At 67.1% G+C, this 25,878-nt stretch carries 21 protein-coding genes and 1 pseudogene; 12 read left to right on the forward strand and 10 right to left on the reverse strand.

Features of this window, described 5'->3' with window-relative positions:
* Positions 1 to 89: 89 nt before the first annotated feature.
* A complete protein-coding gene (locus FOZ76_RS07675; protein ID WP_143947562.1) occupies positions 90 to 449 on the forward strand; it encodes a flagellar protein FlaG in 360 nt (119 codons plus the stop codon).
* A gap of 23 nt (positions 450 to 472) precedes the next feature.
* Here the strand turns inward: FOZ76_RS07675 and FOZ76_RS07680 are convergent, their stop codons facing one another.
* The gene (locus FOZ76_RS07680) at positions 473 to 748 is read right to left on the reverse strand and encodes a hypothetical protein (RefSeq protein ID WP_143947563.1); all 276 of its coding nucleotides are present in this window, start codon (positions 746 to 748) and stop codon (positions 473 to 475) included.
* A 233-nt stretch (positions 749 to 981) separates the two neighbouring features.
* Between FOZ76_RS07680 and FOZ76_RS07685 the strand changes: the two genes are divergently transcribed.
* From FOZ76_RS07685 to lon, 5 genes are all read left to right on the forward strand, one after another.
* Positions 982 to 2,292, forward strand: coding sequence for a solute carrier family 23 protein (locus FOZ76_RS07685; protein WP_143947564.1), 1,311 nt, complete (start codon positions 982 to 984; stop codon positions 2,290 to 2,292).
* Positions 2,293 to 2,655: 363 nt separating this feature from the next.
* On the forward strand, positions 2,656 to 3,975 hold the full coding sequence (gene tig / locus FOZ76_RS07690; RefSeq protein ID WP_143947565.1) for a trigger factor: 1,320 nt from the start codon (positions 2,656 to 2,658) through the stop codon (positions 3,973 to 3,975).
* A 57-nt stretch (positions 3,976 to 4,032) separates the two neighbouring features.
* A complete protein-coding gene (gene clpP / locus FOZ76_RS07695) occupies positions 4,033 to 4,689 on the forward strand; it encodes an ATP-dependent Clp endopeptidase proteolytic subunit ClpP (protein WP_143947566.1) in 657 nt (218 codons plus the stop codon).
* A 2-nt stretch (positions 4,690 to 4,691) separates the two neighbouring features.
* Entirely contained in the window at positions 4,692 to 5,969 is a 1,278-nt protein-coding gene (gene clpX, locus FOZ76_RS07700; protein WP_143947567.1) for an ATP-dependent Clp protease ATP-binding subunit ClpX, read from the forward strand.
* 124 nt (positions 5,970 to 6,093) lie between these two features.
* On the forward strand, positions 6,094 to 8,517 hold the full coding sequence (lon, locus tag FOZ76_RS07705; RefSeq protein ID WP_143947568.1) for an endopeptidase La: 2,424 nt from the start codon (positions 6,094 to 6,096) through the stop codon (positions 8,515 to 8,517).
* 118 nt (positions 8,518 to 8,635) lie between these two features.
* On the opposite strand, the gene lexA is transcribed toward lon, so the two are convergent.
* A complete protein-coding gene (lexA, locus tag FOZ76_RS07710) occupies positions 8,636 to 9,283 on the reverse strand; it encodes a transcriptional repressor LexA (RefSeq protein ID WP_246129338.1) in 648 nt (215 codons plus the stop codon).
* A gap of 276 nt (positions 9,284 to 9,559) precedes the next feature.
* Between lexA and clpS the strand changes: the two genes are divergently transcribed.
* Both clpS and clpA read left to right on the forward strand, forming a co-directional pair.
* Positions 9,560 to 9,871, forward strand: coding sequence for an ATP-dependent Clp protease adapter ClpS (gene clpS / locus FOZ76_RS07715; RefSeq protein WP_143947570.1), 312 nt, complete (start codon positions 9,560 to 9,562; stop codon positions 9,869 to 9,871).
* Positions 9,868 to 12,120: pseudogene (gene clpA / locus FOZ76_RS07720) on the forward strand (ATP-dependent Clp protease ATP-binding subunit ClpA); the annotation flags it as partial. The gene clpS and the pseudogene clpA, both read left to right, overlap by 4 nt.
* 300 nt (positions 12,121 to 12,420) lie before the next feature.
* On the opposite strand, the gene FOZ76_RS07725 reads toward clpA, so the two are convergent.
* A complete protein-coding gene (locus tag FOZ76_RS07725; RefSeq protein WP_143947572.1) occupies positions 12,421 to 13,467 on the reverse strand; it encodes a metal-dependent hydrolase in 1,047 nt (348 codons plus the stop codon).
* Between the two features lie 96 nt (positions 13,468 to 13,563).
* On the opposite strand from FOZ76_RS07725, the gene FOZ76_RS07730 reads away from it, so the two are divergent.
* Together FOZ76_RS07730 and cls are read left to right on the forward strand one after the other, a co-directional pair.
* Positions 13,564 to 14,067 carry an outer membrane lipoprotein gene (locus FOZ76_RS07730; protein ID WP_143947573.1) on the forward strand — a complete coding sequence of 168 codons (504 nt, stop codon included), beginning with the start codon at positions 13,564 to 13,566 and terminating at the stop codon, positions 14,065 to 14,067.
* 229 nt (positions 14,068 to 14,296) lie between these two features.
* Positions 14,297 to 15,733 (forward strand): cardiolipin synthase, encoded by a 1,437-nt coding sequence (gene cls / locus FOZ76_RS07735; RefSeq protein ID WP_143947574.1) that lies wholly within the window; start codon positions 14,297 to 14,299, stop codon positions 15,731 to 15,733.
* 28 nt (positions 15,734 to 15,761) lie between these two features.
* Here the strand turns inward: cls and FOZ76_RS07740 are convergent, their stop codons facing one another.
* The 4 genes from FOZ76_RS07740 to queF form a co-directional block, all read right to left on the reverse strand.
* Positions 15,762 to 16,352: an MgtC/SapB family protein gene (locus FOZ76_RS07740; protein ID WP_143947575.1), complete on the reverse strand. Its 591-nt coding sequence runs from the start codon at positions 16,350 to 16,352 to the stop codon at positions 15,762 to 15,764.
* A 139-nt stretch (positions 16,353 to 16,491) separates the two neighbouring features.
* Positions 16,492 to 16,698, reverse strand: a complete 207-nt coding sequence (locus tag FOZ76_RS07745) for a cold-shock protein (RefSeq protein ID WP_143947576.1) — start codon at positions 16,696 to 16,698, stop codon at positions 16,492 to 16,494.
* A 106-nt stretch (positions 16,699 to 16,804) separates the two neighbouring features.
* A complete protein-coding gene (locus tag FOZ76_RS07750) occupies positions 16,805 to 17,410 on the reverse strand; it encodes a DUF2946 family protein (protein ID WP_143947577.1) in 606 nt (201 codons plus the stop codon).
* A gap of 304 nt (positions 17,411 to 17,714) precedes the next feature.
* On the reverse strand, positions 17,715 to 18,173 hold the full coding sequence (gene queF, locus FOZ76_RS07755; protein WP_143947578.1) for a preQ(1) synthase: 459 nt from the start codon (positions 18,171 to 18,173) through the stop codon (positions 17,715 to 17,717).
* 131 nt (positions 18,174 to 18,304) lie between these two features.
* Here queF and FOZ76_RS07760 point away from each other — a divergent pair, with 131 nt between their 5' ends.
* Together FOZ76_RS07760 and FOZ76_RS07765 are read left to right on the forward strand one after the other, a co-directional pair.
* Positions 18,305 to 19,969, forward strand: a complete 1,665-nt coding sequence (locus FOZ76_RS07760) for a Na/Pi cotransporter family protein (RefSeq protein ID WP_143947596.1) — start codon at positions 18,305 to 18,307, stop codon at positions 19,967 to 19,969.
* Between the two features lie 323 nt (positions 19,970 to 20,292).
* On the forward strand, positions 20,293 to 21,993 hold the full coding sequence (locus FOZ76_RS07765) for an AMP-binding protein (protein ID WP_143947579.1): 1,701 nt from the start codon (positions 20,293 to 20,295) through the stop codon (positions 21,991 to 21,993).
* Between the two features lie 64 nt (positions 21,994 to 22,057).
* On the opposite strand, the gene FOZ76_RS07770 is transcribed toward FOZ76_RS07765, so the two are convergent.
* The 3 genes from FOZ76_RS07770 to FOZ76_RS07780 are packed head-to-tail and all read right to left on the reverse strand — an operon-like array spanning position 22,058 to position 25,707.
* Entirely contained in the window at positions 22,058 to 23,017 is a 960-nt protein-coding gene (locus FOZ76_RS07770) for a Bug family tripartite tricarboxylate transporter substrate binding protein (protein ID WP_246129339.1), read from the reverse strand.
* Between the two features lie 49 nt (positions 23,018 to 23,066).
* Positions 23,067 to 24,071 (reverse strand): Bug family tripartite tricarboxylate transporter substrate binding protein, encoded by a 1,005-nt coding sequence (locus tag FOZ76_RS07775; protein ID WP_143947581.1) that lies wholly within the window; start codon positions 24,069 to 24,071, stop codon positions 23,067 to 23,069.
* Positions 24,072 to 24,129: 58 nt separating this feature from the next.
* Positions 24,130 to 25,707 (reverse strand): acetolactate synthase large subunit, encoded by a 1,578-nt coding sequence (locus FOZ76_RS07780; protein ID WP_143947582.1) that lies wholly within the window; start codon positions 25,705 to 25,707, stop codon positions 24,130 to 24,132.
* Positions 25,708 to 25,878: the final 171 nt, after the last annotated feature.

Here is a 25,878-nt window from a genome sequence, read left to right on the forward strand (position 1 = left end):
GGACACGACAAGTTTTCTTCCGGGCTTCCGTTAACCGGCACAAGGGCGCGCTCTCGAATCGCCGCGCCCGGTACGTCAAGGAAGCCATCATGTCGATCACGCCCGTTGCGCCCCTGAACCCGCTCGCCGCCACCCCGATCACGCCGGCCGCACCGTCCACCGAGGCCGTGTCGACCCGCGCCGTACCGGCGGTCGCCGACGCGGTGAAAACAGGCCTGGGGGACGAGCGCAATCTGCTCGAACAGACCGTGGAAGCGCTGGCCCGCAGCGCACGCGCCTGGGCCACCCACTTGAGTTTTTCGATCGACGACTCGAGCGGTCGCGTCGTGATACGCGTCATCGACAGCGACAGCGGGGAAACCGTGCGCGAGATCCCGCCCGAGGAGGCGCTGCGTCTGGCGCGCGACGGCGGCGCGATCAAGGATCTTGCGTTCCGGACGCAGGGCTAGGGCCTGCCGGCATCCCTCGCGCCTCAGGGGCGCAGGAGCGCAACGACCGGCCCGCCCGAGTCCAGGGCCTTGCGCAGCAGACCGTCGTCCAGGGCGCGGGTGATCGCCAGTTCCAGGAATTCGTCGTCCGGCAGATCCTGCAGCACGTGCGCCAGTTCGTGATCGACCGGGTCCAGTGTCAGCAGCGGCGTCTGAGGGTGGTCGTCACGCGTGATGAGTACGGTGCGCGCTGTCTCGCCTTCGAGTTTGGCGGTGCAGCGGATGCCTGCGCCGGGAACCGTGAACGTCTTCTGCCTCATCGGAGAACTCCTGGAGTGACGGGTTGGCGTGCGCTTGCATGCGGCGTGCCCGGCGGCGGTACGGCGCCTGGGCGCTCGCCCCTGGAGGGCGGCCGGGCCGCCGCGATCCTCGCCCGGCAGCCAGGCGCTTCGAGTGTCGCACGGGCCGATCGTCCTGCGGCGATAATGCGCACCGGCGGTGTCCGCGGACGCCGGCCCGGCCAACGACAACCATAATCCTGATTCAGATCGCCATGTCCGATTCCTTTCTTCCGCGCTGGCAGCGGGTCGAGCCCGTCGCCGGCCGCGTGATCGCGCCCGACGAACGCCCCCCGATGGGGCAGAGCGTCGCCATGGGGGCCCAGCACGTCGTCGCCATGTTCGGCTCCACCGTGCTCGCTCCCTTGCTGATGGGTTTCGATCCCAATGTGGCCGTCCTGATGTCGGGCGTGGGCACGCTGATCTTCTTTCTGTTCGTGCGCGGGCGCGTGCCGAGCTACCTGGGCTCGAGCTTCGCCTTCATCGGGGGCGTGGTCGCCGTGACCGGCTATGCGGGCCAGGGGCCGAATCCCAACATCGGCGTGGCGTTGGGCGCGATCATCGTCTGCGGTCTGGTCTACGCGCTGATCGGCCTGCTGGTCTGGTTCCAGAGCGCGCGCCCCGGCGGCGGGTCGGACTGGATCGACAAGCTCATGCCGCCGGTGGTGACCGGCGCCGTGGTCGCGGTGATCGGGCTGCATCTGGCGCCGATCGCCGTGCGCGGCGCGACCGGCGGCTCCACCTTCGACGCCATGATGGCGATCATGACCATCCTCTGCGTGGGCGGCATGGCGGTGTTCAGCCGCGGCGTGCTGCAGCGGTTGCTGATCCTGGCCGGCCTCGTCCTGGCCTGCATCGTGTACTTCCTGTGCACCAATCTCGCGGGCTGGGGCGTGCCGATCGATTTGGCGCCGATGCGTGCCGCGGCCTGGTTCGGCCTGCCCACCTTCACCGCGCCGGTATTCGACGTGGGTGCCATGGGGCTGATCGTTCCGGTGGTGGTCATTCTCGTGGCCGAGAACCTGGGCCACCTCAAGGCGGTTTCCGCCATGACCGGCAAGGACATGGATCCCTACGTCGGCCGCGCCTTCGTGGGCGACGGCGTGGCCACCATGGTGTCGGGCGCGGTCGGCGGCACGGGCGTGACCACCTACGCCGAGAACATCGGCGTGATGGCCGTGACCCGGATCTACTCCACGCTGATCTTCGTGATCGCCGCCCTGATCGCCATCGTGCTGGGCTTTTCGCCCAAGTTCGGCGCGCTGATCCACGCCATCCCCGGCCCGGTGCTGGGCGGTATGTCGATCGTCGTGTTCGGCCTGATCGCCGTCGCGGGCGCCCGCATCTGGGTGGAGAACCGGGTGGACTTCAGCGACAACCGCAATCTCATCGTCGCCGCCGTCACCCTGGTGCTGGGCGCCGGCGACTTCACGCTCACCTTCGGCGATTTTTCGCTCAACGGCATTGGAACGGCGACATTCGGCGCCATATTGCTCTATGCCTTGCTGCGTCCGCGAGCGGCATGAGGAGCCGCGCCCCTTCCTCGGGGAGGATGCCGCGCCGGCGGTGACCGGCCCGTATTGTCCGCCGTGCCGGTTGCCGGGTTTTCCCCCGGGCCGTGCCCGGCTTGCATGTAGCGCTTGTTTTATACTAGGCGTCAGGTTTCGCGGCAGCGTGTGCGTCGCGCGCAGGGCGCGTGCGACGATGCTGCCGCGTTAGTCGTTGTCCGGCGGCCTTTCGCCCGGCCGGGCCGGTTCGTGTGCCATTCGATCCTCATCGCTGGCTTTCGCGTGCCAGCCCCCAAGGCGAAGGCGTTCGGGCGCCATGCCGTTTCCAATGCCGCGCAGGGCACGCGCGGTTCCATTCCAAACATTCATATAGGTTTTTGCATGCAGCCTGTGGTTGAAACACTGTCCGGCCTGGAGCGCCGTGTTGAACTGGCCGTCACGCTGGCGGATGTCGAAAAGGAAGTCCAGGCGCAACTGAAGAAGGCGCAGCGCAACGCGCGCGCCCCCGGCTTCCGCCCGGGCAAGGTGCCGATGTCCATGCTCGAACGCACGCATGCGCCCGGCATCCGTATGGATGTCATCAACGGCAAGGTCGGTGACGCCTTCGAGAAGGCCGTCAACGACGCCAATCTGCGCGTGGCCGGCATGCCGCGCGTCGAGCCCAAGGACGAAGAGGCCCAGAGCGACGCCATCACGTTCGTCGCCACCTTCGAGGTGTATCCCGAAGTCGAGCTGCCCGACCTGTCGGCGCTGGACGTCGAACGCGCGCATACCGAGGTCGGCGACGCCGAGATCGAGCGCACGGTGGACATCCTGCGCAAGCAGCGCACCCGCTTCGAGCCGCGCGCGGGTCGCGCCGCCGAAGACAACGATCGCGTCACGCTGGATTTCGCCGGCAAGATCGACGGCGTGGCGTTCGAGGGCGGCACCGCCGAAGGCTTCTCGTTCGTGCTCGGCCAGGGCCGCATGCTTCCCGAGTTCGAGGAGGCCACCCGCGGCCTGAAGGCCGGCGAAAGCAAGACCTTCCCGCTCAAGTTCCCGGACGACTACGGCTCGCCCGACGTCGCCGGCAAGACCGCCGAGTTCGAGGTCACGATCAAGGAAGTGGCCGAAGGCGTGCTGCCCGAAGTCGACGCCGAGTTCGCCAAGTCGCTCGGCCAGGCCGAGGGCGACGTCGAGAAACTGCGCGCCGACATCCGCGCCAACCTCGAGCGCGAAATCGCCAACCGCAGCCAGGCGCGCACCAAGGCCAGCGTCATGAACGCTCTGGCCGAAGCCGCCAAGTTCGACGTGCCCAAGGCCCTGGTCGAGAAGGATGCCCAGGACCGCGTGCAGGCCGCGCGCGAAGAGCTGCGCCAGCGTGGCGTGCCCAATGCCGACGACATGCCGATCCCGACCGACGCGTTCGCACCGGAATCCGAGCGCCGCGTGCGCCTGGGGCTGATCGTCTCGGAACTCGTGCGCAAGGAGAACCTGCAGGCCAAGCCCGACCAGGTGCGCGCCAAGATCGAAGAGTTCGCCAAGAACTACGAGCAGCCCGCGGAGGTCGTGCGCTACTACCTGTCCGATCGCAGCCGCCTGGCCGAGGTCGAGGCCGTGGTGCTCGAGGACAACGTGGTCCAGCACGTGCTGGACAAGGCCAAGGTCACCGACAAGGACGTGCCCTTCGACGAACTGATGGGCAACGCCGCCGCTCAGTAAAGCGTCGGTACTCGGCTCGACAAGGCCGTTCGCTACACATAGCAGGGGAATAGCGCGATGCAACGCTTCAATGATTTCTACGCCGCCATGTACGGTGGCGATTCCATGGTCCCGACGGGCCTGGGTTTCATGCCCATGGTCGTCGAGCAGTCCGGCCGGGGAGAACGCGCCTACGACATCTATTCGCGCCTGCTGAAGGAGCGTCTGGTCTTCATGGTGGGGCCGGTCAACGACCAGACGGCCAATCTGGTCGTCGCCCAGCTCCTGTTCCTGGAGTCCGAGAATCCGGACAAGGACATCGCTCTCTACATCAATTCGCCCGGCGGATCGGTGTATGCCGGCATGGCGATCTTCGACACGATGAACTTCGTCAAGCCGGACGTGTCCACCCTGTGCACGGGCATGGCGGCCAGCATGGGCGCCTTCCTGCTGGCCGCGGGCAACAAGGGCAAGCGCTTTGCGCTGCCCAACTCGCGCATCATGATTCACCAGCCCTCGGGCGGCGCCCAGGGCCAGGCCTCCGACATCCAGATCCAGGCGAAGGAAATCCTGGACCTGCGCGAGCGCCTGAACCGTATTTTGGCCGAGCGCACCGGCCAGTCCATGGAGCGCATCGAGGCTGATACCGAACGTGACACCTTCATGTCCGCGACCGATGCGCTATCGTATGGGTTGATCGACCGAGTGATGAGCTCCCGTACCGACGAGGGTTAAGCATGGCGGAAAAGAAAGCCTCCGGCGAAAAGCTGCTCTACTGCTCGTTCTGCAACAAGAGCCAGCACGAGGTCCGCAAGCTGATCGCCGGGCCGTCGGTGTTCATCTGCGATGAGTGCATCGACTTGTGCAACGACATCATCCGCGACGAAATGGCGGCTGAGGAAAAGGGCGGGGCTGCCAAGTCCTCCCTGCCCACGCCGGCCGAGATCCGCGAGATTCTCGACCAGTACGTGATCGGCCAGGACAAGGCCAAGCGCGTGCTGGCGGTGGCGGTGTACAACCACTACAAGCGCCTGCGGCATGCGTCCGGGCGCGCGGACGACATCGAGCTCACCAAGAGCAACATCCTCTTGATCGGGCCCACCGGCTCGGGCAAGACGCTGCTCGCGCAGACCCTTGCGCGGCTGCTGAACGTGCCCTTCGTCATGGCCGACGCGACCACGCTCACCGAGGCGGGCTACGTCGGCGAGGACGTCGAGAACATCATCCAGAAGCTGCTGCAGAACTGCAACTACGAGGTCGAGAAGGCGCAGCGCGGCATCGTCTACATCGACGAGATCGACAAGATCTCGCGCAAGGCCGACAACCCGTCGATCACGCGCGACGTGTCCGGCGAGGGCGTGCAGCAGGCGCTGCTCAAGCTCATCGAAGGCACGGTGGCTTCGGTGCCGCCGCAGGGCGGGCGCAAGCATCCGAACCAGGATTTCGTGCAGATCGACACCACGAACATCCTGTTCATCTGCGGCGGGGCCTTCGACGGCCTGGACAAGGTGATCCGCAACCGCACCGAACGCTCGGGCATCGGTTTCGGCGCCTCGGTCAAGGCGAAGTCCGAAAACAGCATCGGCCAGACGTTCGGCGAGGTCGAGCCGGAGGATCTGATCAAGTTCGGCCTGATCCCCGAACTCGTGGGCCGCTTGCCGGTGGTCGCCACGCTGAGCGAGCTCGACGAGGCTGCCCTGGTGCAGATCCTCACCGAGCCCAAGAACGCGCTGGTCAAGCAGTTTCAGAAACTCTTTGCCATGGAGGGAGCCGATCTGGACGTGCGTCCGGCCGCGTTGTCGGCCATCGCACGCAAGGCGCTCAAGCGCAAGACGGGCGCGCGGGGCCTGCGTTCCATCGTCGAGGCAGCCTTGCTCGACACCATGTATGACCTGCCCTCGGAAGGGGGGGGCGTCAGCCGCGTGGTGCTCGACGAGCAGACGATCGAAGGCGCGGGGCCTCCCTTGCTCATCTATACGGAAGATCCGGCGAAAGCCGCTTCGGGCGGCAAATAGGCGGGAGGGCAGCCGTGCCGGCCACCGTGCCCAGTGCGCGGCGGCACGGCACTCGGGCGGGGGGTTGAACCCCGCCTCTTCATCCCCATAGTGCTTGCATTCACGCTTAAAGGATCCCCATCACATGTCAGCCAGTCAGGTACTTGCCTCTGAGCCGATCGAGCTGCCGCTCCTGCCGCTGCGGGACGTGGTCGTGTTCCCGCACATGGTGATTCCATTGTTCGTGGGTCGCCCGCGCTCGATCAAGGCACTCGAGACCGCCATGGAGAGCGGCAAGAGCGTCATGCTGGTGGCTCAGAAGTCCGCCGCCAAGGATGAACCCTCGGCCGACGACGTCTACGACCTCGGCTGCGTCGCGAGCATCCTGCAGATGCTCAAGCTGCCCGACGGCACCGTCAAGGTGCTGGTCGAAGGGGCCCAGCGCGCGCGCATCACGCGCGTGACCGATGTCGGCACACACTTTTCCTGCGAGCTGGTGCCGGTCGCGCCCGAAGAGGGCCAGAGCGCCGAGAACGAGGCGCTGCGCCGGACCATCGTTTCCCAGTTCGACCAGTACGTCAAACTCAACAAGAAGATCCCGCCCGAGATCCTGACCTCGCTGGCGGGCCTGGACGAGGCCGGCCGGCTCGCGGACACCATCGCCGCGCACCTGCCGCTCAAGCTCGAGCAGAAGCAGAAGATGCTCGAGATCGTGGACGTCAGCGAACGTCTCGAGGCCTTGCTCGCCCAGCTCGAGACCGAGATCGACATTCTCCAGGTCGAGAAGCGCATTCGCGGCCGCGTCAAGAAGCAGATGGAGAAGAGCCAGCGCGAGTACTACCTGAATGAGCAGGTCAAGGCCATTCAGAAGGAACTCGGCGAAGGCGAGGAAGGCGCCGATCTCGAAGAGCTGGAAAAGAAGATCGAAGCCGCCCAGATGCCCAAGGAGGCGCGCAAGAAGGCCGACGCCGAGCTGAAGAAGCTCAAGCTCATGTCGCCCATGTCCGCCGAAGCCACGGTGGTGCGCAACTACATCGACACGCTGATCGGCCTGCCCTGGAAGAAGAAGTCGCGGGTGAACAACTCGATCTCCAACGCCGAGAAGGTGCTGGACGACGACCACTACGGCCTGGAGAAGGTCAAGGAACGCATCGTCGAATACCTCGCGGTGCAGCAGCGCGTGGACAAGGTCAAGGCGCCGATCCTGTGCCTGGTGGGCGCTCCGGGCGTGGGCAAGACCTCGCTGGGCCAGTCGATCGCCAAGGCGACGAACCGCAAGTTCGTGCGCATGGCCCTGGGCGGCGTGCGCGACGAGGCCGAGATCCGCGGCCACCGCCGCACCTATATCGGCTCGATGCCGGGCAAGATCCTGCAAAGCCTGTCCAAGGTGGGCGTGCGCAACCCGCTGTTCCTGCTCGACGAGATCGACAAGCTCGGCATGGATTTCCGCGGCGACCCCGCGTCGGCCCTGCTCGAAGTGCTCGATCCGGAGCAGAACCACACCTTCCAGGATCACTATGTCGAGGTCGACTTCGATCTGTCGGACGTGATGTTCGTCGCGACCAGCAACACGCTGAACATCCCGCCGGCGCTGCTCGACCGCATGGAGGTCATCCGCCTCTCGGGCTATACCGAGGACGAGAAGATCCACATCGCGCGCGAGCACCTGCTGCCCAAGCTGGTCAAGAACAATGGCCTGCGCGAGGGCGAGATCGCGGTGGGCGAGGATGCGCTGCGCGACATCGTGCGCTACTACACCCGGGAAGCGGGCGTGCGTGCGCTCGAACGCGAGGTCAGCAAGATCTGCCGCAAGGTGGTCAAGCGCCTGCTGAGCCAGCCCGAGGTCAAGCATATCGCCGTCAACTCGGAGAACCTGTCCGAGTTCCTGGGCGTGCGCCGCTATACCTTCGGCATGGCCGAGAAGGAGAACCAGATCGGGCAGGTCACCGGGCTGGCCTGGACCGAGGTCGGTGGCGATCTGCTCACGATCGAAGTGGCGGACATGCCCGGCAAGGGCGTGATCCAGCGCACAGGTTCGCTCGGCGACGTGATGAAGGAGTCGGTCGAAGCCGCGCGTTCGGTGGTGCGTTCGCGCGCCCGCCGGCTGGGCCTGAACGACACCCTGTTCGAAAAGCGCGACATGCACGTGCACGTGCCGGAAGGCGCGACGCCGAAGGATGGCCCGTCCGCGGGTATCGCCATCACCACGGCCATGGTCTCGGCCCTGGCGCGCATCCCGGTGCGCGCCGATGTCGCCATGACCGGCGAGATCACGCTGCGCGGCGAGGTGCTCGCGATCGGCGGCCTGAAGGAGAAGCTGCTCGCGGCGCACCGCGGCGGCATCAAGACGGCGCTGATCCCGCACGAGAACGTGAAGGATCTCCAGGACATCCCGGAGAACGTCAAGAGCGAGATCGAGATCGTGCCGGTGCGCTGGATCGACGAGGTGCTGGCGCATGCGCTCGAGCGCATGCCCGAGCCCATGCCTGAAGACGACAAGGCCGAGACGCCCGTCGGTTCGAAGGCCGGGGCCGCCGTCGATGCACAGGAAGGCCTCGTGAAGCATTGATGTATCGATGGCGTGCGTCCGGTTGGGCGCGCCATCGACAACAGCCCCGTGGCTCGCGCCACGGGGCTGTTGTCTTTTGGTATCGGAAGGCCCGTGCGCAGGGGCGCCTGGCCGGACTTCAGTGCAGGCCGCTGGCGCGGATCAACCCCACCGCGACGCCTTCCAGCGCGAAGCCGTCGTCCTCGGTGACGACGATGGGCTCGAAATCGGGGTTCTCCGGCAGCAGCCGGACCTGGCCGTCCTGGCGGCGCAGGCGCTTGACGGTGACTTCGTCGCCCAGGCGGGCCACGACGATCTGACCGTTGCGCGCCTCCGCTGTCTTGCGTACCGCGAGCAGGTCGCCCTCCAGGATGCCGGCGTCGCGCATGCTGAGGCCGCGCACGGTGAGCAGGTAGTCGGGACGTTCGCTGAAGAGGCTGGGATCGACCCCGACCTGGCGAGTGATGTGCTCTGCCGCCAGGATGGGAAAGCCCGCGGCGACCCGGCCCACGAGCGGCAGCAGCAGGCTGCGTGCGGCGGCAGCCGCAGGGGCCGCTGCCTCGGGCGCGATGGCGCCCGCTGCCATGCGAATGCCGCGCGAGGTGCCGGCCGTCAGTTCGATGGCGCCCTTGCGGGCCAGCGCCTTCAGGTGGTCTTCCGCCGCGTTGGGCGACCTGAAACCGAGCGCGCGCGCGATTTCGGCGCGGGTAGGGGGGATGCCGGTCTTCTCGATCGTGCTGCGGATGAGATCGAGGATTTCTTGCTGGCGGACCGTAAGGCGGATCATGAGGCTGGCTGGTGGCGGAGCCCGCGGGCGATGCCCTGCAGGCGGGCCGCATTGGAGTACGATGGCTGTATTTTCATACAGTCCTGGCGAGTGCGCAAGCATTACCCGGGTTTTACGTGGCCCATGTCGGCCGGCGGACGCAGAACAGGCGCTGCAGGCGGCGGGAAGTTTCTGCGGCATATCTCTTGCAAACCGCTGTTGCGCCGCCACATGAAAGCTACGGCCTTCCCGATCGGGCTCGACCCCCGGCGTCTCAAATGTGGATAGAATAGGTGCATGGGTACAGGGCTTGATACGACACCGGACCAGGCGCAGCAAAGCGAGACCGCGGTCAAGGAACCGCCACTATGGCAGGTGGTTCTGCTCAACGACGATTTCACGCCGATGGAATTCGTGGTTATCGTCTTGCAGCGCTTTTTCGGTTTGGGGCATGATCAGGCCGTGCAGGTCATGCTCAAGGTGCATCACGAAGGGCGCGGCGTCTGCGGTGTCTTCACTTACGACATCGCCTCCACCAAAGTGATGCAGGTAAGCCGCTACGCGCGGGAACAGCAACATCCGCTTCAATGCGTTATGGAGGAAGCGTGATTTCCCAGGAATTGGAAGTAACCCTGCACATGGCCTTCGTCGAGGCCCGTCAGGCCCGACACGAATTCATCACGGTCGAGCACCTGCTGCTCGCCCTGTTGGACAACGCCTCCGCTCTCGAGGTGCTGCGCGCCTGCGTCGTCAACGTCGACGAACTGCGCCGCAACCTGCGACAGTTCGTGCATGACAACACACCGGTGATCCCGGGCGGTGCCGAGGCCGACACCCAGCCCACGCTGGGTTTCCAGCGCGTGATCCAGCGCGCCATCATGCACGTGCAGTCCACCGGCGGCGGCAAGAAGGAAGTCTCCGGCGCGAACGTGCTGGTGGCCATCTTCGGCGAGAAGGATTCCCATGCCGTCTACTACCTGCATCAGCAGGGCGTGAGCCGGCTGGACGTCGTGAATTTCATGTCGCATGGCATCACGAAGCAACCGCAGATGGCATCCTCAACTCCCCCCAAGGAACAGGCCGCTCCGCCCGAGGGCGAGGCGCGCCCGTCGCCGCTAGAGCAGTACACCCACAACCTGAACGCCGCTGCGCGCGCGGGCCGGATCGATCCGCTCATCGGCCGCGAGGACGAGGTCGAGCGGGTCATCCAGGTACTGTGCCGCCGGCGCAAGAACAACCCGCTGCTGGTCGGCGAGGCCGGCGTGGGCAAGACCGCGATCGCCGAGGGCCTTGCCTGGCGCATCACCCAGGGCGACGTGCCCGAGGTGCTCGAGGATACGCAGGTGTACGCGCTCGACATGGGCGCCCTGCTCGCCGGCACCAAGTACCGCGGCGACTTCGAGCAGCGCCTGAAGGGCGTGCTCAAGCAGCTCAAGGAAAACGCCAAGGCGGTGCTCTTCATCGATGAGATCCACACGCTGATCGGCGCGGGCGCCGCCTCGGGCGGCACGCTGGATGCCTCGAACCTGCTCAAGCCCGCGCTCTCGTCCGGGCAGCTCAAGTGCATCGGCGCGACCACCTACGCCGAGTACCGCGGCGTGTTCGAGAAAGACCACGCGCTGGCCCGCCGATTCCAGAAGATCGAGGTCAACGAGCCGAGCGTCGAGCAGACGGTGCAGATCCTGCGCGGCCTGAAGACCCGCTTCGAGGATCACCACGGCATCAGGTATTCCGCGGCCGCGCTGACGGCGGCTGCCGAGCTCTCCGCGCGCTACATCAACGACCGGCACCTGCCCGACAAGGCCATCGACGTCATCGACGAGGCGGGCGCTGCACAGCGCATCCTGCCCAAGTCGCGCCAGAAGAAGACCATCGGCAAGAGCGAGATCGAGGACATCGTCTCCAAGATCGCGCGTATCCCGCCGCAGTCGGTGTCCAGCGACGACCGCAACAAGCTCGCCACGCTCGATCGCGACCTGAAGGCCGTGGTGTTCGGTCAGAACGCGGCCATCGACGCGCTCGCCGCGGCGATCAAGATGTCGCGCTCGGGCCTGGGCAAGCCGGACAAGCCCATCGGCGCCTTCCTGTTCTCGGGCCCCACCGGGGTGGGCAAGACCGAGGTCGCGCGCCAGCTCGCCTTCACCCTGGGGATCGAACTGCTGCGCTTCGACATGTCGGAGTACATGGAACGCCATGCGGTGTCGCGCCTGATCGGCGCGCCGCCGGGCTATGTCGGCTTCGACCAGGGCGGCCTGCTGACCGAGGCCATCGCCAAGAAGCCGCACTGCGTGCTCCTGCTCGACGAGATCGAGAAGGCGCATCCGGATGTGTTCAACATCCTGCTGCAGGTGATGGACCACGGTACCCTGACGGACAACAACGGGCGCAGGGCGGATTTCCGCAACGTCATCGTCATCATGACGACCAACGCGGGCGCCGAAGCCCTGAACCGCCGCGCCATCGGCTTCACCAACAGCCGGGAGAAGGGCGACGAGATGGCCGACATCCGCCGCATGTTCACGCCCGAGTTCCGCAATCGCCTGGATGCCATCATCCCGTTCGCCGCGCTGGACGAGCAGATCATCCTGCGCGTGGTCGACAAGTTCCTCATGCAGCTCGAAGAGCAGTTGCACGAGAAGCGCGTCGAAGCGGTGTTCACCGACGCGCTGCGGCAGCATCTGGCCAAGCACGGCTTCGATCCGCTGATGGGCGCGCGGCCCATGCACCGCCTGATCCAGGACACGATCCGGCGGGCGCTGGCCGACGAGCTGCTGTTCGGCAAGCTGGCCGGCGGCGGTCGGGTGACGGTGGACGTGGACGACGCCGGCGAAATCCAGCTCAGCTTCGAATCGCTGGGCGATGGCGGTGGCGGCAACCCGCCGGGCGGCGGCGGGGACGGCGGTGGCAAGTCGCCGCGCACGCGCAAGCCGCGCTCCAGCCGCGCGGGCAAGCCTGAAGACAGCCACGGCGAGAAGTCCGAGTCCGAGCTGGCCGTCTGACAGGGGCGGAGCGGACAACCCTCCTGCCCCTGGGTGGCCGCCCCGACGGCGGCCTGAAGGCCCCGATCCGCAAGGATCGGGGCCTTCGTCGTGTCGGCGTCACGCTTGGCGGGGCAACCGCCGCAGCGGACGGCGGCGAGCTGCGACCGGTCGCTGCGCCTACCAGGGCGATTCCGTCATGTACCGGTCCCAGCGCCCCAGCGGCAGGCGGGCGCCTTCGTCCCAGATGCGTTGCCAGAGCATGCGCAACTCGGGCATGCCGCCACGGCGTCCGGGCCAGTCCATGGGAACGAGCATGTTCCATCGGCCATCCGTCTCGCGCGCCATTGCAAAGCGGAAGAAGTGATGACCGGACATGCCCATGCGCAGGTCGGTGACGACGAGCGTATCGCCGATCACGTCCTGGCGCAGCCAGTTGCCGGTGAACCAGCGCAGGCGGCCATAGTAGGGGGTGTCTACAAGCGGCGCGGCCAGCGCCGTATTCAGGGGCAGGCGGACAAAGTCGGGGGCGCCGCGGTCGAACAGACTGATGAAGCCCTCGTAGTAGTGGTCCTGATCGTCCTTGAGGATCACGCGCCAGAGCAGGGTGTTCAGCGGCGCCGGGGCGGAGAAGACCTCGGTGATCTCGACGTCGTCGTTGGCCAGCGCCTTGGCGGCCGAGTGTTCGACCAGGATCTTGGCCCCGACGGTGAAGGCCAGGTAGGCGAAGCAGAACACCAGCACGCCCTTGATGACCGCATGCATGCGCCTGCCGATGCCAATGGCCAGGCCGGCCAGCACCGCGAGCACCAATGGCGTGGTGAAGACCGGATCGACAATGAAGATGCTCGACCAGGACACCGGCGTGGGCGTGAACGGCCACCAGATCTGCGTGCCGTAGCTGGTGAGAGCATCGAGCAGTACGTGGGTGGTCAGCACCAGCCAGATCGTCAACGCCAGCCTGCCCGCTGTGTAGTCCGGCGCCGGGCGCCAGCGGCGGATCAGCCACGCGAACAGCAGCGAACACACGCTGATGACGATCAGCGAGTGGCTGAAGCCGCGGTGATGCGTCATCGCGGAGACCGGGTCCGCGTAACGAATCATCACATCCAGGTCGGGCAGGGTTCCGAGGAAGGCGCCATAGACCAGGGCTTTGCGTCCCTGGCTGCGGCCCAGCATGGCGCCCTGGATGGCGGCGCCGAAGACCGCTTGAGTGATTGAATCCATGGCGCGGATTGTAGGGGATTGTTAACGCTTGCTCGCCGACGAGAAGGCCCGCAAAAGGTATCATCACGTATTCAGTATCTCCAAGGATCTACTGCCATGGCAGCGCAAAGCGTCTCTCCCAAAACTTCCCGCATCGGCGGGCGCGCGATGGTTGCCGCCGTCGTGCTCGGTGCCGTCACACTGGCCGGCTGCGCGAATCAGAGCGCGTCGGGCAATGTGTACAGTTTCGGGCAGGCCCAGCGCGAACAAGTCTCGCGCGCCGGCACGGTGCTCAATGTGCGGAACATCACGATCCAGCCGGAGCAGTCCACGGGTGCCGGCACGGTCGCCGGCGCTGCGCTGGGCGGCTTGGCGGGCAATCAGATCGGCGGCGGTTCCGGACGCACCATCGCCACGGTGGTCGGCGGTCTGGCGGGTGCCCTGGCCGGCACCCAGGCCGAGCGCGGTCTCGAGAAGCGCGCCGGCTACGAAATCACCGTGCGTCTGGACAACGGCGAAGTGCGCGTGGTCGCGCAAGAGGCCGATGTCCAGTTGTATGCCGGCCAGCGCGTGCAGGTCATCAGCGGCTCCGGCACGACGCGCGTCATTCCCGCTAGCTGAGCGGCGCCTCGGGGCGTCGCGTGTCGGTCGAAATTCAGGCCCGTGGTCAGCCTCGTCCTGTCGGATGTGGCGGCCGCGGGCCGTTTTTTGCCGCCGGGCCACTTCCAAGGCAAAAAAGCACCCCCGCGGGGGGCTGCAAGCCGAAGGCGCCGCGTGGGGGCTCTTTTTTCGGTCGTCGCCCCAGGCGCGCGCAGCGCCCGGCCGGCCTTTGCCCGCGGCATCGGCGGCAATGACGGACATCGCCTGGCAGACCCTGCTCACCTCGGGCTGGGCGCTGTACCTGGTGGGCCTGGCATTCTGGATCATTCTCCAGAAGCGCCCGCCAGCCACCACGGTCGCCTGGATACTCTCCCTCGCGGCCCTGCCCATACTGGGCTATCTCATCTACTACTTCTTCGGTCCCCAGCGCCTCAAGCGCTTTCGCCTGCGCCGGCTGCGCAGCCGGGCGGCGGTCGATCCCGACGACAAGTCGGCGCAGGCCAAGGAGTCTGCGTTCGACGCGCCGGTGCACTTGCGCCAGATGGCCCGACTGGGCTTTGCGTCCTGCGACAACCCCATCGCCACGGCGCAGGAAGCCGATCTGCTGGTCGACGGCGCCCAGACCTTCGATGCGATCTTCACGGCGATCGCCGAGGCGCGCGAGCACGTGCACCTCGAGTACTACATCTTCGCCACCGACCGCATCGGCAAGGCCTTGCGTGACCTGCTGACGCAGAAGGCCGCCGAGGGCGTCAAGGTGCGCCTGCTGATCGACGCGCTGGGCTCGGTCACGGCGGGCCGGCGTTTCTTTGCGCCGCTCACGCGCGCAGGCGGCGAGCTCGCCTTTTTCCACGATACGCGGATCGGGCGCCGTTTTCGTCCGGTGATCAACTTTCGCACGCACCGCAAGATCGTCGTGTGCGACGGCAAGGTCGGTTTCGTGGGCGGCCTGAACGTCACCGACGACCAGGACGAACGGGTCAATCCGCATGCATTCCACGACGTGCATCTGCGCATCACCGGCGGCGCGGTGCGCTGGCTGCAGACTGTATTTCTCGAGGACTGGCTCTATACCGCGGACAAGAGCCGGGGCAAGACACCGCTGGAGAATTTCGAGCGGCTGATGCCCCAGGTTTCCGCCGGGTCCGAGTTCGTGCAGATCCTGCATTCCGGGCCCAACGACGAGCGCGAGGCCATCCACCGGATGCAGATCGCCGCGATCGACAACGCCCGCGAACGCGCCTGGCTGACGACGCCTTATTTCGTGCCGACCGCACCGGCCGTGTTCGCGCTGATCTCGGCCGCCATGCGCGGCGTGGACGTGCGCGTCCTGGTACCCGAGCGCGCCGATTCGCGCATCGTCAGCGCGGCCGCGCGTTCCTACTACAACGAGCTGCTCAATGCCGGCGTCAGGATCTGGGAGTTCAAGGACCGCATGCTGCACTCCAAGACACTGCTGGTCGACGAGGACTGCAGTTTCATCGGCACGGCGAATTTCGACAGCCGCAGCTTCCGGCTGAACTACGAAGTCTGCGCCCTGGTCTACGGCGCACGCATGGCGCAGCGGCTGCACGACCAGTTCGAGGCCGATTTGCACTATGCGCGGCGCATTCCGGCGCAGTTCCGGCAATCGCTGCCCCGGCGATTCATGGACGCCTGCGCGCGCCTGTTCTCTCCGGTGCTGTAGCTGGCCATGTGGCCGGTGCAGGCGGCTTTCAGCTACGGCTTACGCCTTCGTCGTCGGGGTGGTTGGCTTCGATGTCCGTGCGGCTCGGACGGCTCGCGCCCAGCGGCGCGGTTCGATCGCCATTCTGTCGCGCATCGTCTTCCGGTTGGGAGATGTTCAGGCGCTTGAGCGCGGCCAGGATGAAGAGGGCGAAGACGGTGGCGACGACCGCGGTGCCTTCGCGCCCCAGGCCGGCAGCGATGCCCACCGAGGCCGTGAGCCAGATGCCGGCGGCCGTGGTCAGGCCATGCACGCGGCCGTCGCCGGTGAGTTTGAGGATCGCGCCCGCGCCGAGAAAACCGATGCCGGTGATCGCGCCCTGGATGACGCGGCTCGCGTCGTCCAGTGACATGCCGGCCTCGGTGGGCACCAGCACGAACATCGCCGCTCCCAATGCGACCAGCATGTGGGTGCGCAGGCCGGCCGACTTGCCATGCGCCTCACGTTCGTAGCCGAGCAGCCCGCCCAGCAGCATGGCCACCGTCAGGCGCGTGATGATGCGCGTGAGTTCGACTGCACTGGGCAGGTCGGCGAATTCGGATTGAACGGTATGCCAGATTTGTGTGCCCAGTTCTTCCACGATAGGGGTATCCCTGGAGCCGCGACGGGGCCCCGAGCGCGGAGAGCCCGAGCAAGCGACGTGCCGGAATGAGGCGCGTCGGAAAGCGCCGTGAGAGGCGCGCGGCCAGCCCGGACGGGCGCCGGCCGCGGCAAGGGCGTCAGATGGGCTTGATATTGGTGGCTTGCGGCCCCTTCGCGCCCTGTGCCGGTTCGAAGGAGACCTTCTGGTTCTCGGCCAGCGTCTTGTAGCCCTGCACCCCCTGTATCTCGGAGAAATGCGCGAACAAATCCTTGCCGCCGTCATCGGGGGTTATGAAACCGTATCCCTTCTCGGCATTGAACCACTTCACCACACCGGTTGCCATCCTTAGCGTCCTTGGAAAGAGAGGTTGGGTAACAAACTATCGCTGGCTCGGCGCTCGACTGTCAAGGGAGTTGCGTCGTAGATGTGCAACGCGATGGCGGAAAGGCTCAATCCGGTGCCCGCGGCATGCGGGTGAACCCCAGGTGGCCGGCGAGATCTTCGGTGTCCATGCGCAGCAGGGGCGCCGCGGGCAGCGAACCGTCGTTCGGCGCCACGCGCATGCTGGCCGGCGCCGGCGGGTCCGCGGCCAGGACGTCGAGGAGCGCACTGCCGTGCGCCTCGTCGCGCAGCGTCTCCAGCCATGGTGCGAGGTCGCGATCCTCGAGCATCGCCGGGCCCAGGCCGGTTCTGGCGTACAGCCTGCCGTCGGCGCTCAGCAGCCATTCGCTGACCGCCAGAACCGGCTGGCCGGTGTGTGTCTGCAGGCCGATGCCCGCATCGGCGATGCGCAGGATCAGCGGTGCTGCGTCGATGCGCACGTAGACCCGCTGCGGGCCGTTCTGGAAGTACCAGCGGCCATCGCGCTCGTGCGCGTAGTTGCGGTTGATGAAGGCGAGGATCTGCGGGCTGGTGATCGACTCGCCGGGCCCGCCGTCGGCGGCCTTGCCCTCGGGGTGCAGATGCCACTGGCCGCGCGCATCGAGCGAGAGCCAGCCATACACGGCGGGCACATTGGGCCAGCGCTGCATGGCAGCCTTGACCGAGTCGTCCATGATTCCTCCTTGCGGATGAACGTGGTGGAACGGGATATGCTGGAGAGCCCATCCGCGCGGCGACGCTCACCGGCATGCATGTCGATGGAATCCTGCTCACACAGAGGGAACATGGCGTCAACAGGCCCCAGGAGTCGATCATGGCAGATTCCGCTGCGAGCACCAACCCGGCGCCCCCTCGGAGCGACACCGTCGATTGCCGCGTGTGTGACGGCACCGGCCGGCTCGGCGAGCGGTCCTGTCCGGCGTGCGGCGGCACCGGCCGGCTCGAGAGCTCGCCCGCGGCCCCGTCCGCGCGTGCCGCTCAGCCGCGGCCGCGGTAGGCGGCGACGCCGGTATCGGGCAGCCAGATGCCCTTGGGCGGCTCGCCGGTCTGCCAGAAGACATCGATCGGGATGCCGCCGCGCGGATACCAGTAGCCGCCGATGCGCAGCCAGCGCGGCTCGAGCAGGGCTTGCAGGCGCCGGCCGATGCCCACCGTGCAATCCTCATGGAAGGCGCCATGGTTGCGGAACGAAGTCAGATACAGCTTGAGGGATTTCGACTCGACCAGCCACTGGTCGGGCACATAGTCGATGACGAGATGCGCGAAGTCGGGCTGCCCCGTGACGGGACACAGGGACGTGAATTCCGGCGCGGTGAAGCGCGCCACGTAGTCGGTATCGGGGTGGGGGTTGGGCACACGCTCGAGCACGGCGTGTTCCGGGCTCGCGGCCGGCGCAGCGGCCTGCCCGAGCTGGGTGAGGTGGTCGGTCTGGCTCATGGGGAAGTCCTGGGCGCCACGCAGCGCCCGCTGGTGCCTGGGCGGCGCAGGCCGCCCGGCGGATTCGAACGCGCCGATCATACCAAGCCGGCGCCGCCCGCCCGGCCTCGCCCGCCGGCCCGGCCGACATGATGGATCTTCCCCTGACCCTGCTCGATCTGGCCGGGGCGATCGCGTTGCTGCTCTGGGGTGTGCGCATGGTGCAGACCGGCATCCAGCGCGCCTTCGGCGGCCAGCTCAAGATCTGGCTGGCGCGCGCGCTCGGCTCGCGCCTGCGGGCCCTGCTGGCCGGGGTCGGCGTCACGGCCATCCTGCAGAGCAGCACGGCCACCGGGCTGATGGTCACCGGCTTTGCCGCGCGGGGCCTGGTCGGCCTGATTCCGGCGCTGGCCGTCATGCTGGGCGCGAACATCGGCACCACGCTGATCGTCCAAGTGCTGTCGTTCGACGTGGTGCGGGTGGCCCCCGTGCTGATCCTGATCGGCTTTCTGATGTTCCAGCGGGCGAGCGCGGGTCGGCGCGACTTCGGCCGCGTGTTCATCGGGCTCGGGCTGATGCTGATGTCGCTGCACCAGTTGGTCAGCCTGATGCAGCCCTACGAGAACGCTGCCAGCGTGCGCGGTTTCCTCGACGCGGTGGCGACCCAGCCGGTGCTCTATGTGGTGCTGGGCGCTGTGCTGGCCTGGGCCGTGCATTCGAGCGTGGCCATCGTGCTGCTGGCCATGTCCTTCGCCTCGCACGGCGCGATACCGCTGGATACCGCGCTGGCATTCGTCCTGGGTGCCAACCTGGGCACCGCGATCAACCCGGTGCTCGAGGGCGTCGGCGGACGCAACCCCGCTGCCTGGCGAGTCCCGATAGGCAATCTGCTCAACCGGCTGGCGGGCGTGGCGGTCGCGCTCCTCGTGCTGCCGTGGACGGTGGCGCTGCTCACGTGGCTGGAACCGGGGCCCGCGCGGGCGGTGGCGGATTATCACACCGCCTTCAACCTTGTTCTGGCCCTGGTGTTCCTGCCCGCGCTCGGGCCCTACGCTGCCTTGCTGCGGCGCTGGCTTCCGGCGCGCGAGGACCCGAACGACGCGCGCACGCCGCGCTATCTCGATCCGGCCGCGCGCGAGACACCCACGGTGGCGCTGGACAACGCCGCACGGGAAACCGTGCGCATGGCGCAGACGCTGTCGCGGATGCTGCAAGGGTTCTGCACGGCGTTGCTGCATCCGAGCCGGCATCAGATCAGCTTGATACGCCAGGCCGACGACACCATCGACAGCCTGAACGCGGCCATCAAATCGTACGTCGTGTCGCTCGATGCCGATGCCCTCGGCGAGACGGAGCGCGAGCAGGCCGGACGCATACTCGCCTTCGCGACCAACGTCGAACAGGCGGCCGACATCGTCGACCGCAACCTGCTGGGTATGTCTGCGAAGATGCTCAAGCGCGGCATCAGCTTCTCGCCGGAAGGGCGCGCAGAACTGCTCGGCCTGACCGAACGGCTGCTGACCAACGTCGAGCTCGCCATCGAAGTGTTCGGCCAGCCCGAGATGGTCCACGCGCGCCGTCTGGCGCAGGAAAAGCAGGTGTTCCGTGCGCGCGAGCGCCGAGCCACGGCTGCGCATTTCGCGCGCCTGCGCCGCGGTGTCGTCCAGTCCGCGGAGACCAGCGCCATCCATCTGGACGTGCTGCGCGACCTCAAGCAGGTCAATGCCCACCTGGTGGCCGGCGCTGCCTATCCGGTGCTGGAGGCGCATCGTGCGTTGCTGCCGCACCGGGTGGAGGAAGGGGGCGACGAGCTGTGAGCGCAGGGGGGCGCCCATGTCCATCGGACGGCGGGCAGCCGGCTCAAGCCAGAACCGAACGAGACGGGTGCAAGGCCTGGGCCCAGCGCATCCAGCCTGCCCTTTTGTAGGCACTTGCCCGGTATGCGGGGCTAATAGTACATAAAGACAGACTTTATGATGTATCCTCTACGGGCAATGCTGCGGCCGCTTGGCCGCGCCGCGGCGACGTATGCCGTACACCCGATCCGTCGGGCACGTCGGCTCGCTTCGATGCGGTCATCCGCTGTCTGCGCCGCAGCCGGAACGTGAGCGGCAATCATCAAAAAATCATGGAGGAGACGATGGTCGATCGAGACGCCAGAGCAGGCGCGCATCCACGGCAAGGCGACCCTGCCGGACGCCAGTCTGGCGCGGACACGGTGCCCGGGCTTCTTGCCGCCGCGGTGCAGGAGCACGGCGCAAGCCCTTGCCTGCAGATGGTCGGCGCGGCGGCGCTGAGTTATGCCGAGGTTTACGAGCGGGCCGGCGTGGCCGCGGCTCGCCTGGCCGGCGTCGGCGTGGAGCCCGGCCAGCGCGTGCTGATCATGCTGAGGAACAGCCCCGAGGCCGTTTTCGTGTGGCTGGGAGTCAACCTGGCCGGAGCGGTCGAGGTTTCGCTCAACACTGGCTACCTCGGCAAGCCGCTGGAACACGCCATCAACCTGACGCAAGCCGAGCTCATCGTCACCAGCAGCGAGTTCATGCCGCTGATCGAGGCCGCGCTGCCACGGCTCGAGTTCCTGAAGAAGGTGGTGCTCATGGACGCCGAGGCCGGGCGAGCGGGGCACACACCGCCAGGCCTTCTGGTCCATCGCTACGGATCGCTGGCTGACGCTGCGCTCCCGGCGTGCGCGGCGCGTGCCGGCGACTGCGCCTCGGTCATCTTCACGTCCGGTACCAGCGGGCCCGCCAAGGGCGTGCAGATGCCGCACGGTCAGGTCACGAGACTGGCCAGGAACACGGCCCTGCGCACGGGGATAGGGGCGCACGATGTGTTCTTCTGCTTTTATCCGCTGTATCACATGGCGGGCAAGTTCATGTCGGTGCTCGCGACCATGTCGGTCGGCGGGAAAGTCATCCTCGACAACGGCTTCGCGCCCGACACGTGGCTGAACCGCATCCGCGAGTACGGGGCCACGCTCACCGCGGCGCACGGGCCGATGCTGGAAATGGTCTATGCGCTGGAACCCAGCCCCGAGGATCGAAACCACAAATTGAGGACGGTGCGCACAGCGCCGTTCCCCAAGCGCATCGCTGCGCAGTTCGAAGAACGGTTCGGCGTGAAGGGCATGGAAGTCTGGGGCATGACCGAGATCGGCATACCGTGCTGGAGCCCGCTGGACGAGCCGCTGCGCCTCGGTTCGTGCGGCCGGATCGATCAAGATCAGTACGAGCTCAGCGTGGTGGACCCCGAGACCGACATGCCGCTGGGCTGCGGCGACGTGGGCGAACTGGTCGTGCGTCCGCGATTGCCCTGGACGGTCATGCTGGGCTACCTGGGCATGCCCGAAAAGACGGTCGAGGCCTGGCGCAACCTCTGGTTCCACACCGGAGACAGCGGGTATGTCGATGCAGACGGTCATGTGTACTTCGTCGATCGGGTCAAAGAGCGCATTCGGCGCAAGGCGGAGAACATCTCGGCGGGCGACATCGAGGCCGCGGCGCTGGAGCATCCCGCTGTCCGGCAGGCAGGGGCGGTGGGCGTGCCGTCAGGCTTGCAGGGCGACGACGAGATCGCGCTTTTCATCGTGCCGGAACCTGCGGCTGGCATCACACCCGAGGATCTGCTGGGCTTCCTGGTGCACAGGCTGCCGCATTACATGATTCCCCGGTACATCGCCCTGGTGGACGATCTGCCGCGCACGGCGACAGGCAAGCTCCAGCGCGTCATGCTGAAAGAAGCCCGCTTCCGTGAGCAGCTCTGGGACAGGAAGCAGCACGGGATCTCCATCCGCCAGTTGCGCGAAGCCGGATCCGGCGCAGAGACGGGGCAGGGCGCGTGACGCCGCTGCCCCGTCTGGCCGGCGGGCCGATGCAGGCATCGGTCCGCCCACTGCGCCCGGGCGCCTATTGCAGTGTGATGTTCTGCTCCCTGATGATGCGGGCCCAGCGCTCGGTTTCGGCGTCGAGGTGGCGCTGGAAATCTTCCGGCGTGCCGCCTTCGGCGAACACGCCGGCAGCCGCGAATTGCTGCTGCACCTCCGGCAGGTTCAGTGCCCAGGAGATATCCTTCGCGATCTGCTCCACGACGGGCTTGGGCGTGCCGCCCCGGGTGAAGATGCCGAACCAGGCGGCCGCTTCATAGTCCGGAAACCCTTGTTCGGCAACGGTGGGCACCTCAGGTAGCCAGGGCAGGCGGGTGCGCGACGTGACGCCCAGCGGCACGACGCGCCCGGCCTGGATCAGCGGCAGCGCGCCGTTGTCGAAGAGGATGTCGACCCGCCCGCCGATGAGGTCCTGATGCGCCCCGGCGCTCCCCTTGTACGGCACATGCTCCAGCTTCAGGCCCGAGCGATTCGCGAACAGCTCGCCGCTCAGATGGGTGAACGTCAGGTTGCCGGCCGATCCGAACAGCGCGGGCGCTTTGCCATTCTTGTATTTCTCGACGAACTCGGGAAGGCTTTTCACCCCTTGCTCCGTGTTGGTGATGACTACGCCGGGCACCGTCGTGAGCAGGGTCACCGGCGCCAGGTCCTTCTTCGTGTCGTACGGTAGGGAATCCATCACCAGGGGGTTGAGGGCCACGGGCATGGCCGTCAACAAGAGGGTGTGGCCGTCCGGCTCGGCACTGGCGACGGCCGCCGTGGCGATCACCGTATTGCCGCCGGGCCGGTTGTCCACGATGATCGTCTGTCGCCAGCGCTCACTGAGCTTTTGCGCCAGAATGCGCGCCTGGGTGTCGGTCGTTCCGCCGGGCGGGTAGGCGACGACGAGACGCACGGGCTTGCTGGGATAGGCGGCAGGCGCGGACGCGACGGCGCCGGTTCCGATGGCAGTGAGTACGAGCGCTGCGGCAAGCTGGCTCAAGGTGCGGAAGTGGGTCATGGATGATCCTCTCGCTTCTGGATGGCCTTGCTCACTGCGGTTCCACGCCCGTGGCGCGGATGAGATCGCCCCAACCGGCGCGTTGCCGGGTCAGGAATTCCTGCGCCTGCGTTCGGCTCTGAGGCGGCACCACCAGCGATGCCGTGTCTTCGATGCGCTTCTGGAAGCCCTGGTCGGACAGCAGGGCCGCAAGCGACGTCGTGAGTTTCTCGAGGGTCTCCTCCGGGGTGCCCGCCGGCGCGAACAGGCCTTTCCACGACCAGGGAGAGAGCTGGTCGAATTCCGTGTAGCCGAGCTCCGACATCAAGGGCACATCCGGCAGCGCCGGCAAGCGTTGCCCGGCGACCACGGCCAGCGCGTCGGCTTTCCCGCCGTGCACGAGTTGGATGGAACTCATCGCGGGGTCGAACGCGAAATCCACCTGGCCGCTGACCACCGCGGTCAACGCGAGCGCGCTGCCGTTGTACGGGACATGGACCATCGAGTCGAGCCCGGCAGCCTTCTTGAAGACTTCACCGGCGAGGTGGGTCGAGTTGCCCATCCCGGCCGACGAGAAGCTGACCTTCTGCGGATTCTGCCGTGCGTAGTCGACGTACTCCTTCACCGAGCCGAGCTTGCGCCGCTTGTCCACCAGCATGAGAAACGGGAACTCGGAAACGATGCCGATCGGTGTCAGGTCCCGCTCCGGGTCGTAGGGCAGGTTCTCGTACAGGAACTGGCTCGCCACGGTGTCCGACCCGCCGATCAGCAGGGTGTATCCATCGGGAGCACTGCGGGCGACGTGAGCGCTGCCCACCGTGCCCGCCGCGCCGGGCCGGTTCTCGACGATTACGGGAACGCCGAAGTCCTTGTGAAAGTGCTCGGCGACCAGGCGGCCTATCTGGTCGGTCGAGCCGCCCGGTGCGAACGGTACCACCACGACGATGGGCTTCTCGGGATAGGCGGCGGCAGCCGGGGCCGCCACGCCGATGGCCAGGCCCGAAGCCAGCAGGCAGGATGCGGCGCGCTGCAGGGCAGCGTCATAGCGTTTCTTCATGGTGCGGTCTCCTTTCGTTATGAAATGCCTCCCGGCGGGACCGGGAGCGGTACGCTGCTCAGAGCAGGACTTCGATCAGGTGGGGGCCCGGCGTTGCCAGTGCGCGGCCGAGCGCATGGGCGAAGCCCGAGGCGCTGGATACCCGCGTGGCCGGGACGCCGTGCCCGCCCGCGATCTGGACCCAGTCCAGCGCGGGCTGGTCGATCGAGAGCATGCGTTCGGCGTTGGCGGCGGGCGGCGGCCCGCCCATGGCGGCGAGTTCGCCGCGCAATATCTGGTACTTCCGGTTGGCGCAGATGACCACCGTGATGTCGAGTCCCTCGCGCGCCATCGTCCACAGGGACTGCACCGTGTACATCGCGCTGCCGTCGCCGATGATGGCGACGACCTTGCGGTCCGGGCAGGCGGTTGCCGCGCCGACCGCGCAGGGAAGCCCATAACCGATGGCGCCGCCGGTGATCTCCAGCCAGTCGTGAGGCGCGGCGCTGGCGCACGCGCTCTGAAGCTGGCGGCCCGTGGTGATCGCCTCGTCGACGATGATCGCGTGCTCGGGCAGCAGGCCTGCCAGCGCGTGGCCGAGAGACAGCGAGGTGGGCGTGTCGTCGGATGCGCCGTTGCCACCGTGGGCGGAGCGCGCAGCCGGACTCAGGTGGGCGATCTCGTTCGCGCTGCCCTTGACCGCGTCGTTCAACGCCACCAGTGCGGATGTCACGTCCTCGGCCGGGCAGGCCAGCGTGTCGATCCGGCACTCCGGGTGGGTCAGCAAGCGCGGGGTTTCCGGATAGGCAAAGAACGCGACGGGGGCCCGGGCATCCACCAGGACGAGGTAGCGGATGTCCTTGAGCGTATCCAGAGCGGGCCCGATCGGATAGGGAATCTGCGGGATGTTGACGCGCCCGGCCCCGCGTTCGGAGCGGGCATTCTTGGTCTCGGCCAGCAACCGGCACCCTGTGCGTGCAGCGATCTGTCCCGCGAGCCGGGGGGCCTCGCCCCGCATGGCGCGCCCGCCCAGAAGCAGCGCGGTCGACTCTGGCGGATAGCGCCCCGAAAGCAGCAACTCGGCGATGCGCTCGACAATATCGTCCGCCGGTCGAGGCAGCGGCCTCTGGGCTCGGCGCGCAAGGTCTTGTTCCGGGCTATCTCCCCAGGCGACGTCGGCCGGCAGAATGAGGGAGGCGATGCCGGGCTCGGGGTTCGCCGCGACGGCGACGGCGTCAGCGACGTCGGTCGGCGCGGTCGCCGCCGACGCGCAGGTGCGTACCCAGTTCGACATCGGGCGCGCGATGCCCTCGATGTCGGAGGTCAAGGGCGCATCGTTGGCGATGTGATCGTGCGCATGCTGGCCAATGATGTTGACGATGCCCGAGCGCGCGCGCTTGGCGTTGTGCAGATTGGCCAGGCCGTTGCCCAGACCCGGCCCCAGGTGCAGCAGCGTGGCCGCCGGGCGCTGGGCCATGCGGAAGTAGCCGTCGGCCGCCCCGGTTACGACCCCCTCGAACAGGCCGAGCACGCAGCGCATCCGGGGCAGCCTGTCCAGCGCGGAGACGAAGTGCATCTCCGAGGTTCCCGGATTGGCGAAACATACCGATATTTCATGCTGAAGCAAGGTCCTCACCATGGCTTCTGAACCGTTCATTCCTGCACTCCTGTGTCTTCTCTCGTGGTGGCGTTGCGGTGCGATCCGGGCAGAACGCCTGGGAAGCTGCCGGCAGCCGGGGTGCCGCCGTGCTGCCGAATCGCGATCCTTCTTGACGTTCTGCATTTGACCCACTTAACATACTATCCACATAGTATTTATGACGGGGAG

Source organism: Verticiella sediminum (assembly GCF_007558815.1).
GTDB classification, from domain to species: domain Bacteria; phylum Pseudomonadota; class Gammaproteobacteria; order Burkholderiales; family Burkholderiaceae_B; genus Verticiella; species Verticiella sediminum.